This is a genomic window from Tunturiibacter lichenicola (assembly GCF_051013355.1).
Classification (GTDB): domain Bacteria; phylum Acidobacteriota; class Terriglobia; order Terriglobales; family Acidobacteriaceae; genus Edaphobacter; species Edaphobacter lichenicola_F.
This window is the reverse complement of sequence record NZ_CP132944.1, coordinates 5,015,361-5,029,317: the sequence shown is the minus strand read 5'-3', so window position 1 is coordinate 5,029,317 and position 13,957 is coordinate 5,015,361. Positions and strand designations below refer to the sequence as shown.

General features: G+C 55.4%; 12 protein-coding genes and 1 tRNA gene. 5 read left to right on the top strand and 8 right to left on the bottom strand.

Annotated elements, in window-relative coordinates; translation table 11 throughout:
- Positions 1 to 72: 72 nt before the first annotated feature.
- Complete coding sequence (locus tag RBB82_RS21115) at positions 73 to 819, bottom strand: FkbM family methyltransferase (RefSeq protein ID WP_433972708.1); 747 nt, start codon at positions 817 to 819, stop codon at positions 73 to 75.
- A gap of 360 nt (positions 820 to 1,179) precedes the next feature.
- Between RBB82_RS21115 and RBB82_RS21110 the strand changes: the two genes are divergently transcribed.
- Entirely contained in the window at positions 1,180 to 3,624 is a 2,445-nt protein-coding gene (locus RBB82_RS21110; RefSeq protein WP_433972707.1) for an ABC transporter permease, read from the top strand.
- A gap of 48 nt (positions 3,625 to 3,672) precedes the next feature.
- On the opposite strand, the gene greB is transcribed toward RBB82_RS21110, so the two are convergent.
- From greB to RBB82_RS21095, 3 genes are all read right to left on the bottom strand, one after another.
- Positions 3,673 to 4,272, bottom strand: a complete 600-nt coding sequence (gene greB, locus RBB82_RS21105) for a transcription elongation factor GreB (RefSeq protein ID WP_433972706.1) — start codon at positions 4,270 to 4,272, stop codon at positions 3,673 to 3,675.
- Positions 4,273 to 4,435: 163 nt separating this feature from the next.
- A complete protein-coding gene (locus RBB82_RS21100; RefSeq protein ID WP_433972705.1) occupies positions 4,436 to 4,945 on the bottom strand; it encodes an SRPBCC family protein in 510 nt (169 codons plus the stop codon).
- Complete coding sequence (locus RBB82_RS21095) at positions 4,926 to 5,396, bottom strand: ArsR/SmtB family transcription factor (protein ID WP_433972704.1); 471 nt, start codon at positions 5,394 to 5,396, stop codon at positions 4,926 to 4,928. The genes RBB82_RS21100 and RBB82_RS21095 overlap by 20 nt, the downstream gene beginning before the upstream one ends.
- Before the next feature lie 88 nt (positions 5,397 to 5,484).
- Here RBB82_RS21095 and RBB82_RS21090 point away from each other — a divergent pair, with 88 nt between their 5' ends.
- Positions 5,485 to 6,645: an IS30 family transposase gene (locus RBB82_RS21090; protein ID WP_433972703.1), complete on the top strand. Its 1,161-nt coding sequence runs from the start codon at positions 5,485 to 5,487 to the stop codon at positions 6,643 to 6,645.
- Between the two features lie 50 nt (positions 6,646 to 6,695).
- On the opposite strand, the gene RBB82_RS21085 is transcribed toward RBB82_RS21090, so the two are convergent.
- Together RBB82_RS21085 and RBB82_RS21080 are read right to left on the bottom strand one after the other, a co-directional pair.
- The gene (locus RBB82_RS21085; protein WP_433975430.1) at positions 6,696 to 7,082 is read right to left on the bottom strand and encodes a VOC family protein; all 387 of its coding nucleotides are present in this window, start codon (positions 7,080 to 7,082) and stop codon (positions 6,696 to 6,698) included.
- A gap of 444 nt (positions 7,083 to 7,526) precedes the next feature.
- A complete protein-coding gene (locus tag RBB82_RS21080) occupies positions 7,527 to 8,792 on the bottom strand; it encodes a BON domain-containing protein (protein WP_433972702.1) in 1,266 nt (421 codons plus the stop codon).
- A 209-nt stretch (positions 8,793 to 9,001) separates the two neighbouring features.
- On the opposite strand from RBB82_RS21080, the gene RBB82_RS21075 reads away from it, so the two are divergent.
- A tRNA-Met gene (locus RBB82_RS21075) sits at positions 9,002 to 9,078 on the top strand.
- A 90-nt stretch (positions 9,079 to 9,168) separates the two neighbouring features.
- On the opposite strand, the gene RBB82_RS21070 is transcribed toward RBB82_RS21075, so the two are convergent.
- Positions 9,169 to 10,458, bottom strand: coding sequence for a tyrosine-type recombinase/integrase (locus RBB82_RS21070; RefSeq protein WP_433972701.1), 1,290 nt, complete (start codon positions 10,456 to 10,458; stop codon positions 9,169 to 9,171).
- Complete coding sequence (locus tag RBB82_RS21065) at positions 10,459 to 10,719, bottom strand: helix-turn-helix domain-containing protein (RefSeq protein WP_433972700.1); 261 nt, start codon at positions 10,717 to 10,719, stop codon at positions 10,459 to 10,461. It lies immediately after the preceding gene.
- A gap of 216 nt (positions 10,720 to 10,935) precedes the next feature.
- Between RBB82_RS21065 and RBB82_RS21060 the strand changes: the two genes are divergently transcribed.
- Together RBB82_RS21060 and RBB82_RS21055 are read left to right on the top strand one after the other, a co-directional pair.
- Complete coding sequence (locus tag RBB82_RS21060) at positions 10,936 to 11,307, top strand: hypothetical protein (protein ID WP_433972699.1); 372 nt, start codon at positions 10,936 to 10,938, stop codon at positions 11,305 to 11,307.
- Positions 11,308 to 11,370: 63 nt separating this feature from the next.
- Positions 11,371 to 13,827, top strand: a complete 2,457-nt coding sequence (locus RBB82_RS21055; RefSeq protein ID WP_433972698.1) for a hypothetical protein — start codon at positions 11,371 to 11,373, stop codon at positions 13,825 to 13,827.
- Positions 13,828 to 13,957: the final 130 nt, after the last annotated feature.

The following is a 13,957-nucleotide window of genomic DNA, read 5'->3' as shown; positions in this document are numbered from 1 at the left end:
GCCACGCCGGTTGCAGGGCAAGCGACAAGTATAAATCACCACCCTCTGAATTTCCTACAAAGACCCCGACAATCACCGTCGAATGAGCGCGTTACTCAAAGATTCGTCCCACCGAACCTGACCCTCCGCCCTATTCTCCACCAACTCCCTGAACCGCGACTCCTTCAGAACGAAGCTATGGTCGCCCCGCTGTTTATAGATAATGCGGTAGCCCGCTCGATACAGCTTCGCAATCGTCTTCAAAGTCCGCCCAAAAGTGCGTCCGGGCGCAAGCCACGGATGAAACTCCACACACAACTGCCGCACCGGAATCCTTTGGTCGAGAAACTGGTCGATAATCTCATACTCGAACCCTTCAATATCCATCTTCAAAAGATCGATTGCGGTATCACCATTCCTGCTCATCACAGTCGCCAGATCCCAGCAGTCAAAAGACGCCTTCCCGAAGCCATTATCCGAAACCGCCCGAGAGACTTCTCCATCCTGTCTCGTCAGTGAAAACTCAATCGCACCCGTCACCGCAGCAAGCCCAACCGGAAAGAACTCAATATTGCGACCATCAACCTCCGCCATAGTTGCCAATCCCCGCGGCGAAGGATCGAACACCAGAATCGGCCGACGACTACTCTTCGCCAACTCCAGTTCAAAAGAAATCCCCTGGCCAACACCCGCGCAGTAGATAACCAACGGATCGAGACCTTGCTTGATCACCCACCCGCTATGGACATTCCCAACACGCTGCACATCCGCCGACGAGGAGCAAAATATCTGATCCACTGCAAAACGTGCCTTATCGCGCAACCATCGATTGAGGGTCATGACACTCCTTCCAGCGGGCTCGAAAGCATAAGCGATCAATCCGCCTAACGCTCTCTATCGGAGAGCCCACTAAGAAAACGAGCAGACGGAGGAGATAATCCCAACCCTCGCGTTCATTTCGGAACTGGCGCGTCACTACAGTTTCTAAAGCAGCGAATCATCAATCAAAAAAACCGCAGACGGAGCACCCCTCCCTGTCCATTGACGGACACTCATTAATAAAACCGAACACAACCCTCCCCCCTAGCACGTTCCCTAATCCATCAAGCCACTTCCTTCTCAAGAACTTGCAACACCAGCACTTCGGCGACAAAATTGCACCAACACACGCCGAGCCACAGCACCGCCCCGAGGGCACCGATGACCAACCTGCTGCAGGACCTGCGATTTGCTCTTCGTCAGATGCGCCGCTCTCCAGGCTTCACCTTCACCGCGGTCCTGACCCTCGCCCTCGGCATCGCCGCAAACATCATCGTCTTCGGCGTCCTGCAATCGCTCATCCTGCGCCCCCTCGACGTCCCCCATCCAGACCGCGTCTGGTCGCTCGATACCGCCACTCCCTACTACCCCGTCTTCTCCCGTCCCGAGATCCGCGCTCTAAGCGATGACAGCACAGTCTTCGACGCCGTCGCTGCCGATAACATCCAGGCCTTCGGCCTCGAAGCCAACAACGTCACCCGTCCCGTCTGGGGGTACGAGGTAAGCGGGCAATACTTCCAGGTCTTCGGCATCAAGCCCTTGCTCGGCCGCCTCCTCCAACCCTCCGACGACGACCACCCCGGCGCATCCGACGCTGCAGTCCTCTCCTTTCCCGCCTGGAAGAGTCAGTTCAACTCAGATCCCGACGTCGTCGGCAAGATCGTCCGCATCGACAAACATCCCTACACCATCGTCGGCGTCACTCCCAAAAGCTTCTACGGCACCGAGAAGTTTCTACAGCCCGACATCTTCGTCCCCATGGCCAACGAAGCAACCTTCGAAGGAATCAACTGGCTCAACGATTGGACCAACAAAAACATCTTTGCAATCGTGCGCCTCAAAGAAGGCGTCACACTGGCTCAGGCAAAGGCCGAACTGGACACAGTCGCCGCCCGCATGCGCCGCGAAAAACCCAATGACGAGGAAGGGCTGGGCTTCAGGATGACTCGTCCCGGCCTCATCGGAGACTTCCTCGGCTCTCCCGCCCGCGCCTTCATCGCAGGCGTCATGGGCCTGGCCGGAATCGTGCTCCTCGCCGCCTGCGTCAACCTCGGCAGCCTCTTCGCCGCCCGCACCGCAGATCGCACCCGCGAGATCGCCATCCGCATGGCCATCGGCTCCAGCCGCTGGCTCGTCATCCGCCAGATCCTCGTCGAAGCCTTCGTCATCTCGATTCTCGGTGGTATCTGCGCCTGCGCTCTGGCGTGGGCAGCTCTCACTGGCCTCGCCGCCTGGCATCCACCATCCGACTACCCCATCAAGTTCTCCGTCATGCCGCAGCCATCGTTGATCCTGATCGCTCTGCTGATCTCCGTCCTCGCCGGTCTTCTCTTCGGCATCATGCCCCTGCGCCAGATCTTCAGAACAGATCCAAATGACGCAATCAAAAACGGCGGCGGTACTCAACCCGTAGCAGGAAGCCGCTGGGCCCTCCGGGACATTCTCCTCGCCGCACAGATCGCACTCTGCTGCGTTACCGTCACCGCCGCCTTCGTCTCACTGCGCGGCCTCTCCCGAACAATTAAGATGAACATCGGCCTCAATCCGCACAACGTCGTCGTGACGCGCTTCGATCTCGTTCAGGCTGGCTACACCGTCGAGAGCAGCGAACCTTTTCAGCGCAAGCTACTCGAGCGTGTCATGCAGCTCCCCGGAATCAAAGCCGCAGCTTACGCGGACTCGACGCCCCTCGAGACTCCCTCGTCGAGAGACATCTTCTCGCAACAGACGAGCAACTTCAGGTCCTCGAACAAGGCGTTCACCACCTACTACTTCAACATCTCCCCCGGATACTTCGGAGCCGCTGAAACTCCTCTGCTCGCAGGCCGCGATGTAAGCTACACCGACACTCCAGACACTCCAGCCGTCGCCGTCGTGAATCAAGAGTTCGTCCGCCAGCTCTTCCACTCCGACCCCAGCAGCGCTATCGGCCACTACTTCAAGACCCATGGAGGAGACAAGATCCAGATCGTCGGCGTAGTAGCGGATGGAAAATACCTGTCCCTCAGTGAAGATCAGCATCCTGCAACCTTCTACCCGCTCTCACAAAACGCGGATACAAATACAGTGCTCATCGTCCGCCCCCAGGGCGATGCACCCGACACAGCCCAAACCACAGCCGACATTCGCAAACTGATCCACGACGTCGATCCCACCATTCCCATCCAGGCATCGGGCACCTGGACCAATCAAATGTCTCTCAGCTTCTTCCCTGCCCAGGTTGCTACCATCTCCCTCGGCCTCTTCGGAGCCTTCGGCCTCCTGCTCTCGATCACCGGCACCTTCGGCCTCGCCTCCTACACCGTCAGTAAGCGTCTGCGCGAGCTAAGCATCCGTGTCGCCCTCGGCGCACAAGCGAAGCAGATCCTCGCAGCCGCACTCGGCCGCATGTTCGTCCTGCTCGCCACCGGATCAGTCATCGGCCTGCTGCTCGGCATAGCGACCAGCCATCTCCTCTCAGCCATCGTCTACCAGGCCACCGCACAGGATCCCCTCGTCCTCGTCGCAGTCGCAGCCACGCTCCTCCTCACCGGCATGCTCTCCGTCGCCGGCCCCGTCAGACGCGCCCTCAACATCGACCCAGCCAACGTCCTCCGCGAAGAATAAAAAAAGATGCCGGCCGACCAGGATCCGATAGCCTTCGCTCATAGAGTGTCAGCGATCAAGCCCCTTAGTCGCGACTTCATGCTCATCTGGTTCGCGGAACGGTTCAACAGAGATGCGTTCGTAGCGCACTTCCAGCACGGTCAGGGTTTCAATGCCGCCCGGCGCATGAAGAACAACTTCGCCATCGCCTGTCGCTCTCATCAATGCGCGCCCAAGAGGGGAAGCCCAACTGATGTGGTTGCGATCAAGATTCACTTCGTCCGTGCCGACGATGCTCACCTCTCGCTCCGCCCCCGCGGCATTCGCATAGCGCACGGTGGCGCCAAAGAACGCTTTCGTCGCGCGCAGCCCCGTTCTAGGAGCTTCCGGATCTACAACCTCCGCGGCTTCGATTCGCTTCGTCAGGAAGCGAATCCGTCCATCGATCTGCCGCAGTCGTCGCTTGCCGTACTGATAGTCGGCGTTTTCACTGCGATCGCCATTGCCCGCAGCCCACGCCACCACCTCCACCACGGCCGGGCGATCTTTCGTCACCAAAAAGTGGCGCTCATCTTTCAACCGCTCGAGGCCGCCTGGAGTGATGTAGTTTTTGTCGTGGTTTACCGCGGGCTCCTCCACCTTCGGTCTTCTCGTAAACCCTTTTCGCATTCTGCGGCTCTCTCCTGGCACGATTTGAGCTGTGCGCGTCTATCACGTCCACCCAGTCAAATAATCTCATCTACTTCGGCCAGGTGACGAGAAGTCCGACCGAAGCCGCCTCCCGTCCCTTAGCCTTATCTCGCGCGCAACGATGACCGAAACTTTCAGCTTCTTACTTCGCCTTCGCAAGCCCCGCAACCACTGCGGCAACTTTATCAAGTATCTCGTTCCAGCCCTCAACTTGACCGCTCTCTTTTGCGCTCTCCATGGGTTCATTTCCAATGAAGATGAGTTTCGTCTGGCCGTTTCCGAGATCCTCAAAGAGGGTCACGTCGTACGCACCATCTATAGCCTCATGTTCTATTCCTAATTCCGCAGGCTCAACCTTGTTTCCCTTCGAGTCGGAAAAGTACATGGACGAAACGATCTTCTCGTGCAGAACAATCTCGTGGTATTCCCCAGCATTCCAGAACTCCTGCCCGTCCGGCGTTCTCATGCAACAGAGAAATTTTCCTCCAACGCGAAAGTCCATCTGACAAACCGGCGAAGTAAAGCCCTTCGGTCCCCACCACTGCATCACGTACTTCGGGTCTGTCCACGCCTTCCAAACCAACTCCCGTGGGGCATCAAAAACTCTCGTGATAACCATCCGCTCAACTTCGCTAACCGTGTTTTGTGTCATCTCTGACCTCCTTTTTCTTCATTTGATTTACCACCACATCCAGCTTGTCGAAACTCTCTTCCCAGAACCGGCGATAGCTGATCGCCCAGTCGCTGACTGTCTTAATCGCCTCTGGCCTAAGCGTGCATACGCTCTCCCGTCCACGCTTTGTCTTGATCACAATCCGTGCCCGCACCAGGTAGGCAATATGCTTTGAAATCATCTGTTGCGACAGTGCAAACGGCTCCATCAACCCATGCACAGAGGCAGGCCCATGAGAGAGCCGTTCGATCATCGCCCTGCGCGTGGGATCAGACAAAGCCGCAAATGTTGTACCCAATTTATCCACAACCAAACGGTAGTGAATTGTCCAATCGATGTCAACTACAAATTTTGCGATCCCTGATTTTTTTCCCATGAGCCGCGTATCGCAGATGGATTCATGGTTTAAAAAACTAGCTTCCCGAAGCATCAGCGTCGAACTTGCCGAAAGCCCTGGCGGTCTCAACCGGTCGGTGCAACACCATCTGATATGAATTCAATTTCAAAAGGTGGTGGTTATGGCACAAGGAAAACGGAACAGGCTTTCCACTGGGCAGAGGATCGAGATGTGGCGGCGCTGGAAGGCGGGCGAGTCGTTGCATGACATTGGTCGAGCCTTTGGTAAGGGGCATGGTTCCATTCGGTTCCTGTTGACGCAGCGCGGCGGGATAGTTCCTCCCGCTCGTCGGCGCTCACCGCGGACTCTGACGCTGGCCGAGCGGGAAGACATCTCACGAGGAATCGCAGCCGGCTTGTCGATTCGTGGGATAGCCAGCGGATTGCAACGGCCTGTGTCGACCGTGGGTCGGGAGATCGCGCGTCACGGTGGCCGTCCACTCTATCGAGCCAGTGAAGCCGATCGTCAGGCCTGGGAGTCGGCTCTGCGACCCAAGGTGTGTCTTCTTGCGAACCACGAAGAACTGCGGACGATCGTGGCCAGTAAACTGATCCTGGACTGGTCGCCGGAACAGATTTCGAAATGGTTGAAGGTAAGCTATCCCAACAACGAGAGCATGCGCGTGTCCCACGAAACCATCTACCGCAGCTTATTCCTCCAGGCCCGCGGAGTGCTGAAAAAAGAGCTGGTTCAGCATCTCCGGTCCAAGCGGCTGATCCGTCGTTCACGGCACGCGCGGGCAGCGGGACAGTCCCGCGGACAGATCGTTGATGCGATCTCTATCAGCGAGAGACCAGCGGAGGTTGAAGACCGCGCCGTTCCCGGTCATTGGGAGGGCGACCTACTTGCAGGCAGCAAGAATACTCATATCGCAACCCTGGTGGAACGGCACTCGCGTTTTGTCATGCTCATCAAGGTGCCCAGCAAAGACACAACGACGGTCGTCGCCGCGCTGAGCAAGCACGTGCTCAAACTCCCCGCGACCCTGCGGCGCTCGTTGACCTGGGACCGAGGGTTGGAGATGGCACAACACAAGAGCTTCACGGTGGACACGAACGTGAAAGTCTACTTCTGCGATCCACAGAGTCCGTGGCAGCGCGGCACCAATGAAAATACAAACGGCCTGCTAAGACAGTACTTCCCTAAGAAGACCGACTTGTCCGTCCACACTCAAGCCCATCTCAACAAGATCGCGCTGCGTCTCAACCAACGCCCGCGAGAGACCTTGGGCTTTCAAACGCCGGCGAGTAAACTCCAAGCCAGTGTTGCATCGACCGGTTGAGCTGGCAGGGGTTTTGGGAAACGTCAGAATCGAAGTTGCTGAAACGCGGACTACCTCGGTCGACCGAAGAACAAGACATACCCATCTGGGTCAGCCACCTCGAAGCCGCGCAGCCCGTCGTGCGTATCCTTCAACGGCGCGCTGAACGCAACCCCGCGGTCAACAAACTCGGCAGCAAGCGCATCAGGGTCATCGACCGGCACATACGCATCCCATCTCATCTCGGGATCGCGCTCCGCATTAGGCATAGGCGCAGCTTCGCCAGACTTGATGAAAAGCATCGCCCCGTCCCGGCCAACGATAGCAAAGAATGGCTCTCGCTCCGGCTGCTGGTGCCAGCGCTCAAACCCGAGCTTGTCACGATAGAACGCGATGGTCTGATCCACGCTGCTCACAATAAAGAACGGACACATCTTTTCCAGCACCGCTCCAGCCATAGCCTTCACCTCGCCTGCTCTCCAAACAGAATAAAAGCTCAAGCAGAGACACAACCGAAGAGAAAAATGCCGAAGACAAACTGCCGGGTGGCCCATCCTTCGTAGCCTTATCGCGAAGGGTCGGTTATTCGCGTAAGCGAACCGCACTCCCACGGTGAGGCACCAAAGCAAGCAGTCTTTGAATCCTCAACACCGCACGAACCTCAAAAATAAATCTGAAAAACCTGGCGTATTTTTCAGCAGTCAAAAACAGCGCTTTTAGTGACCACGTTTACCATGCAAACCACCACAAATTGACCATCAAAACACCACGTTTTAACACCACATTTTCGCCCACCCCCACAAAAAACGCCCGTAAAACCTCAAAAAACAGGTCTCACGGGCGTCTCAATTTTTTCCGGAAAAATCTACAAAAGCTCACTCACTTTTTAGGACGTAACAACCTTAGTAAGGACGATAGACCGGCCCATAGTACCCCGGTGGCGGAGGTGGCGGATACCGCCGCTGCATCTGAGGATCCGCACCAACCGGCACGCCCGCCCCCAGCCGATCCAACTCAGCTTGAGACACCGTCGTAACATCTGCAGGCTGAGTAAGATGGAATACTACAATCGCCTCCGAAGGAAGCACCGCCTCCCCCTTACCCGAAGCCGCCGAAACTCCAAGCCCAGCCACACCGCCAACGCCAGCGCCAACCGCTGCTCCAACGCCGCCGCCAGCCACCGCACCGATCAGCGCGCCAACCGCGCCCAACCCCACCGTATTTCCGACAGTATTCGCGGTCTTGTCAGCCCCCTGGTGCCACCAGAAGTCAGTAGCAATCGGATAAACCTTCCCGCCAAGCGCAACCGACGTAAGCTGCAGCTTCAACTCACCCTTCCCCTTCAGCTCCCCCGCCGTATGGGCTTCCACAACAGTTCCAGTAATCGAAGCTCCACGAGGAATAGCGATCGAACCCCCTGCAACGATATCGTTCAAAACAACGCCATCAAACGGCGTTCCCACCACCGTCTTCTTACTATCCATTCCCTGATTGATCCGCACCCGCAGCGTAGAGCCAACAGGCACAACTACAGCATCCCCGCCCTTCTGGGCAACATAAGGCCGCTGCTGACCATATTGCGGCGGATAAGGTTGCTGAGGAGCGCCATAAGGCGGCGGATACTGTCCAGTCTGTGGCGACGGATACTGACCACCCTGCGACGGCTCACCATACGCAGGCGGATACTGTCCGCTAGGCTGCTGCTGGCTCCCATAAGCGGGAGGATACTGACTCTGCTGCTGAGGAGCCCCACCCAGTGGCGCGGCAGTTGGATTAGAACTGGTCTGAGGCTGCTGGCTCTGCCCATCAGCCGGAGCTATGGACCCATCCGACTGAAGATTCGGATTCGTCCCCCCATCCGCCGAATCGTTACTCGCCGCCGGAACGGCCCCAATCACCAACTGGTCAATGACCTTCTGCACGCCCGCCGTAGTCGACACCAGATGCTCCGCCAAGTCCCTCGACGGCTCATCGCGAACCGTGCCGTTCAGCGTCACGACGCCATAGACAGTCGTTGATGTGATCGCCTGATCTGCCAACTCGGGCGCCCCAGCCAACGCCTTCAAAACACTTGCCTCAATCTGTGCGTCCGGAACGGGCGCAGGCTTCGTCTGTGCAAATCCTGCACTGACATCCAGAGCCAGCATCGCACTCAAAACTGTCGCCATCGAAACCTTCGAAAAGGATTTGCCCTGATACATACGATCCTCACTGCCTCCCGCGCGTCCCTATTTGGGCCACACATCCATCGTATGTATGCAGACCCGTTTTTTCTAAAAAAGTTACGCGTCTAAGGGCCCGAAGAGTAGACAAGTTGGGTCATTCTGAATCACTCTCGGTGAATTGACCTCAGCCGTCAGTAACGGTATATTCAAAGAGCGGGGTGGAGCAGCCCGGTAGCTCGTTGGGCTCATAACCCAAAGGTCGTAGGTTCAAATCCTACCCCCGCAACCATCTACGGGAATATCAATCCATTTCCGATCCATCGAAACGGGCGCCCTTGAGCGCCCGTTTCTATTATGCGGGTTCCTTCCTGTCCGAAGCTCAGTCGCCCGATTTACGGAAAAGGATCTCTCTCACGACCCTGCTGTTCGCCCGGCGCTGGTTCTTCATAGGCGGACCACCGTACTGCTGCGTGGTCGAGATGTGAGCGTGGCGAAGCAGCTTTTGCTGGACGTCGATCGGGGTATCGGCGCCGCTGAGCAGGGTCCGGTAGGTGTGCCGAAAGGTATGCCATCCAATGCTGCCGAAATTGTTCTCGGTTGCAAGTTGGCGACGTTCGTCATGGACCGGGATGGCATGACGTTTTCCACGCTTCTGATTCACTCCGGTGCATGCCGTTCCGGGAGCAGCACCACAATCGGGACACGCAACAAGACACCAGCCCGCGCGGCGGATGTAGTCCTGCTGGATCGGAGAAGCATGGTAGGAAAGGCCGGTAGTGGGACTCGGGAACAGCAGACCGGACCCGTTCGACTTCCGTTTGATCTCAAGGAGTACCGTTGCGAAGTCTGGATCCATTGGCAGTTCGTCTTCTGAGTATTCAGTTTTGACCGGACCGATGCGGCCATTGACTACTCCCTCCTTTACCTTCATGCAGAGCCGCTCAAAATTTACCGCCTCCCATCGCAATGCAAGCAACTCGCCGGCGCGAAGTCCCGTGCACTGGTCGACCAGTATCATGTCCTGGTAGCTTTCCGGAACCAGCCGCAAAATCAAAAAGAACTGATCGATGGTGAGGTCGGCGGGCTTTCGGGAGCGCTTGGATATACCCCGCACCTCGACCAATGCAATTGGGTTTTCATGGAAATCCAGCATGCTATAGAGCTTGGCTTTGTTGAAGAGTCGGTGAACGAATGCCTTCAGGTGGCCTTTGGTTTTGGGTTTGAGGTCCAAGGACTTGAGCCAGTTCTGAAAGCCCAGAGGCTTAAATTGATCCAGCCCCAACGTTCCCCAGCGAACGCGGAGCATATTTGACAGACTCAGGTAAGAAGTTGCCGTCGAGAAAGCTAATTCGTCCCTGCCGGCGGACCGATCGCCCGGTCTGCGGCTCGTGATCTCAATCAGGTTTTCCTCTGCAATATAAGCATCCAAGAGGTCGCCGAACGTCGGATCTACTATGACTCTTTCCGTCTGACCGGAGTTCAGCCGCAGCCGAAACGGCTTCAGATGCTTTTCAATATCCTGCTCGGTTGGGAACTCCTGGCCCGAGAAATACTTCGATCCGTATAGCCCATTTGCCGGATCAACATATCGCCACTGCCAAGCCCATTTACCATTTGCACGCGCCACCTGGCGCAGACTTCCCGTTTGTACTTTCTTCGGATCATTCATCTACGGCGGTTTCTCTTTCTTTTTATTTGCCTGTGAATTTGTTTCGGAGTTCGACTCCAGTTGCCCGTTGAACCAATCGCTGAGGATCGAGAGCCTGAATTGCCAGGAACGTCCAAGCTTTATCGCCGGAACCAGGCCTTTCCTCGCCAGACGTTCGAGGGTCTTGTAGTGGATCCCGATCGCCGCAGACGCCGTGCGTGAGTCCACTGGCGGCTCGAACATGATTTGGTGTTCGTGACCGTTCATCTTGGGTTTTTCCATGTGCCACCTCAGCGAGTTGAGCCGTCTCGAGTCCCTCGATACGGCCCTTTCAATCACTGGGATGGCTTTTAGGGAGGAGATAATCGCAGTACCCCAGCAGATGCCAGCTGGAGCCCACAGGAACCTGCCAGAGCCAGCAGAAGCAAGCGACACCCAGGGTGCGTTGGTGGGCACTGTGGCTTAGATTCGCCAGTAATGTGTCTTGAATGCCCCATCTTGTCGCTGATTATGTGGTATCTCGCCCGTCAGATCTTCCGCCGACTGAATCAACGTATTGATCCGGCCGCGCAGATTAGAGTAGGCATCCGAACGCGGATGCGTGCCGTTGCTCACAATTCCGACTTTCGCGCCCTCGCGCGCGACAGCCCTCCGGGAGAAGGCAAAAGAAAACTGATGACGAAGTTACCCAACATAAACTTCGCCCGCCTGGAAACAGTTGTGGCGGCCATCACTCCGCTGTTCGAGGATTGCTCCCGTTACATCGGACCGCATTCCCAACCGATGGAAACCCTCAATGTACGGCCGTCGCTGTCCACGCTGAAGGCGGACTGGAAAAAACTGCAGAAAGTCAAACAAATAACATATTGACCCTATTTAGGCGCTAAAAGCGACGCCTAAACGTGTCTAACATAGGTGTACCTCACATAGACAATGCAAATTGGAATTACTATCGCTTCTGAACCTTTTTTTCGAGGCGTCATACCAATGGACTATGAGCAAGCCCAGTCGCAGATGCATAAGCTCGTCGCATGGACGGAAACAAATGACGCCGACCAAAATCGGAACGAAGCCGATACGCGGTTACATCTGATCGACCAATTGATATTTGATTGCCTCAACTGGAGACGCGAAGATGTCCACGTTGAGGAAACGTTCGAGGGCACCTACACCGACTATTCGTTTCTGAGTCCGCGCCGTCTCGTTATCGAAGCGAAGCGAGAAGGCATTTACTTTGAATTGCCAGTGGGATTGTTCAAGTCGGTCTGCAAAATCAAGACGCTGACAGAATCTCACAAAGGAATTGACGCCGCGGTTCGGCAGGCTATGCACTACTGCCAAGACAGGAGCATCCCGCTTGGAGCTGTATCCAACGGCCATCAGATGATCGCATTTCTGGGCAGTCGTTCCGACGGCATACCTCCGATCGATGGCACTTGTCTTGTGTTTTATTCGTTGAATGACATGGCTTCTCAATTTCGTCTGCTTTGGGATAATCTCTCGCGCGACGGAGTTGAAGCCTACAAGTTGCATTCCACATTGAGGAGCGAAGGTGTTCAACCCCCTCCCGAAAAGCTGTCGTCACGCATCGCGAATTATCCTGGCTTCAAAAACCGAAACCCGTTTCAAACACAGCTCAAAATCCTAGGCGAACTCTTCATTGAAGACGTTGTAAGAGCGCCTCAACTGCAGAAAGATTTTTTAGAAAATTGCTACGCCCAAAGCGGCGCACTTTCGCAATATGCCACCATAAGCAAACAAATTCTACAAGCGCGATACTCAACTCTCTTCGAAAGAGAATTGGCAGGCCCTTCTTTGGAGGCTGTAACGACGAAGGGTGGATTGTCAGACTCCTTTGTAGACGATGTACTCGCTGCGAGTCTCAAGCGACGCGCCATCGTGTTGCTGGGAGATGTTGGAGTTGGCAAAAGTATTTTCATCCAACATTTGATTACGATATCGGCCAGCGAGCTCTTCGACAATGCCTTGGCGCTGTACGTGGACTTCGGTAAAGAACCCGCTCTAGCTGAAGATTTAGAAGGGTTCGTGTTGAAGAGCTGTGCATTCCAGTTGAGAACAAATCATGAGATCGATATTGAGGAAAATGGATTTGTCCGCGGCGTCTATCATAGCGACCTCGCGCGCTTCAAAAAGGGCATTTGGGGAGGACTCGCATCGACTGATGCTTCTGCCTTTTCCGAAAAAGAAATTGAGTTTTTAGACACAAGCATGAAGGACAGAGCCGCTCATCTTCGGGCTTGCCTTACCCACATATCTAAGGCCCGTCGGCGACAGATAGTAATCTTCCTCGACAACGTTGACCAGAGACCAGAGGAGTTTCAGGATCGCGTCTTTCTAATTGGGCAGAGTTTGGCAGAAACATGGCCTGCGACGGTCTTTATCTCATTGAGACCGAGCACCTTCAACAGATCACGTAGTAAAGGTTCGTTAGCTGCATACCAGCCGCGCGTCTTTACGATATCCCCACCGAGGGTAGATCAGGTCATAAATCTGCGCCTACGTTTTGTATTGAACTATCTGCGGAACACAGGGAACTTCGCGAGCTTGGGCCCAACCTTTTCCCTGAGATCCCCGACATTGGTCAGGTACATCGAAGTCCTCCTGGAGTCTTTCAAACGGAGCCGACCTCTCGTTCAATTCATCGACGAGTTGAGTGGCGGCAATACTCGAAGAGCACTTGATTTCTTGCTTACTTTTATCGGTAGTGGACATGTAAACGCAGAGAAAATTCTCAGCATCGCAGACGAACATGGTCACTACAACATTCCAATTCATGAATTTATGCGAGCGGTTATCTACGGAGATTTTGACCACTACGATCCAGCAGGAAGCCCCATCGCGAACGTCTTCGACATCTCTTCACCGGATGGGCGAGAGCATTTTTTGCTGCCCAATATCCTTGCATTCGTAGATCGGACGGGCAGGTTCGAACAGGAAGGATTCGTGGAGGCGAAACGTGTTCACGAATTCTGCCAAGATATGGCCTTTTTCCCCTCGCAGATAGAAGCCGCTCTCAAAAGAGCCGTTGCAGCACGACTCTTAGACCCGAGCCCGTTATACAACGAGGCACCCTCAATAGCATTCCGAATAACAACGGCGGGGGCTTACAGCTATCGAGAGTTGCCGCACTTCTTCTCTTATCTCGATGCAATGACGGTAGACACCCCAATTGTTGATCGTGAGTTTCGAGCAGAGATTCGAGACTGCGATAAGGTAGACCAGCGTTTGCAGCGGGGCGAGTGGTTCAGAAAGTACCTTGATAAGGAGCATCAAGCTTTGAATGGAAAAGCGTTCGCATTTGACTGGCCCGCTGCCGACAAATATCTACAGGAAGACATCTCGGCCATAAGGTTGCGACGCAAAGACTAGCTAGGCCGTCTTCCGTTTCGCTGCTGCTTTCGTCGGAATCTTTAAGAGGCCAATTCCATTTTTACAACGACCTTCTTCGTAGCTTTGCCGACCTGTGCTCATCACTCCGAATGCTTTTGCGCAGCGCGTC

Coding starts and splice junctions, on each gene's coding strand:
- RBB82_RS21115 (WP_433972708.1), bottom strand. CDS start 819: ATGACCCTCAATCGATGGTTGCGCGATAAGGCACGTTTTGCAGTGGAT.
- RBB82_RS21080 (WP_433972702.1), bottom strand. CDS start 8,792: ATGGCGACAGTTTTGAGTGCGATGCTGGCTCTGGATGTCAGTGCAGGA.
- RBB82_RS21065 (WP_433972700.1), bottom strand. CDS start 10,719: ATGGAAAAACCCAAGATGAACGGTCACGAACACCAAATCATGTTCGAG.
- RBB82_RS21085 (WP_433975430.1), bottom strand. CDS start 7,082: ATGGCTGGAGCGGTGCTGGAAAAGATGTGTCCGTTCTTTATTGTGAGC.
- RBB82_RS21070 (WP_433972701.1), bottom strand. CDS start 10,458: ATGAATGATCCGAAGAAAGTACAAACGGGAAGTCTGCGCCAGGTGGCG.
- RBB82_RS21090 (WP_433972703.1), top strand. CDS start 5,485: ATGGCACAAGGAAAACGGAACAGGCTTTCCACTGGGCAGAGGATCGAG.
- RBB82_RS21100 (WP_433972705.1), bottom strand. CDS start 4,945: ATGACACAAAACACGGTTAGCGAAGTTGAGCGGATGGTTATCACGAGA.
- RBB82_RS21110 (WP_433972707.1), top strand. CDS start 1,180: ATGACCAACCTGCTGCAGGACCTGCGATTTGCTCTTCGTCAGATGCGC.
- RBB82_RS21055 (WP_433972698.1), top strand. CDS start 11,371: ATGCAAATTGGAATTACTATCGCTTCTGAACCTTTTTTTCGAGGCGTC.
- RBB82_RS21095 (WP_433972704.1), bottom strand. CDS start 5,396: ATGCTTCGGGAAGCTAGTTTTTTAAACCATGAATCCATCTGCGATACG.
- greB (WP_433972706.1), bottom strand. CDS start 4,272: ATGCGAAAAGGGTTTACGAGAAGACCGAAGGTGGAGGAGCCCGCGGTA.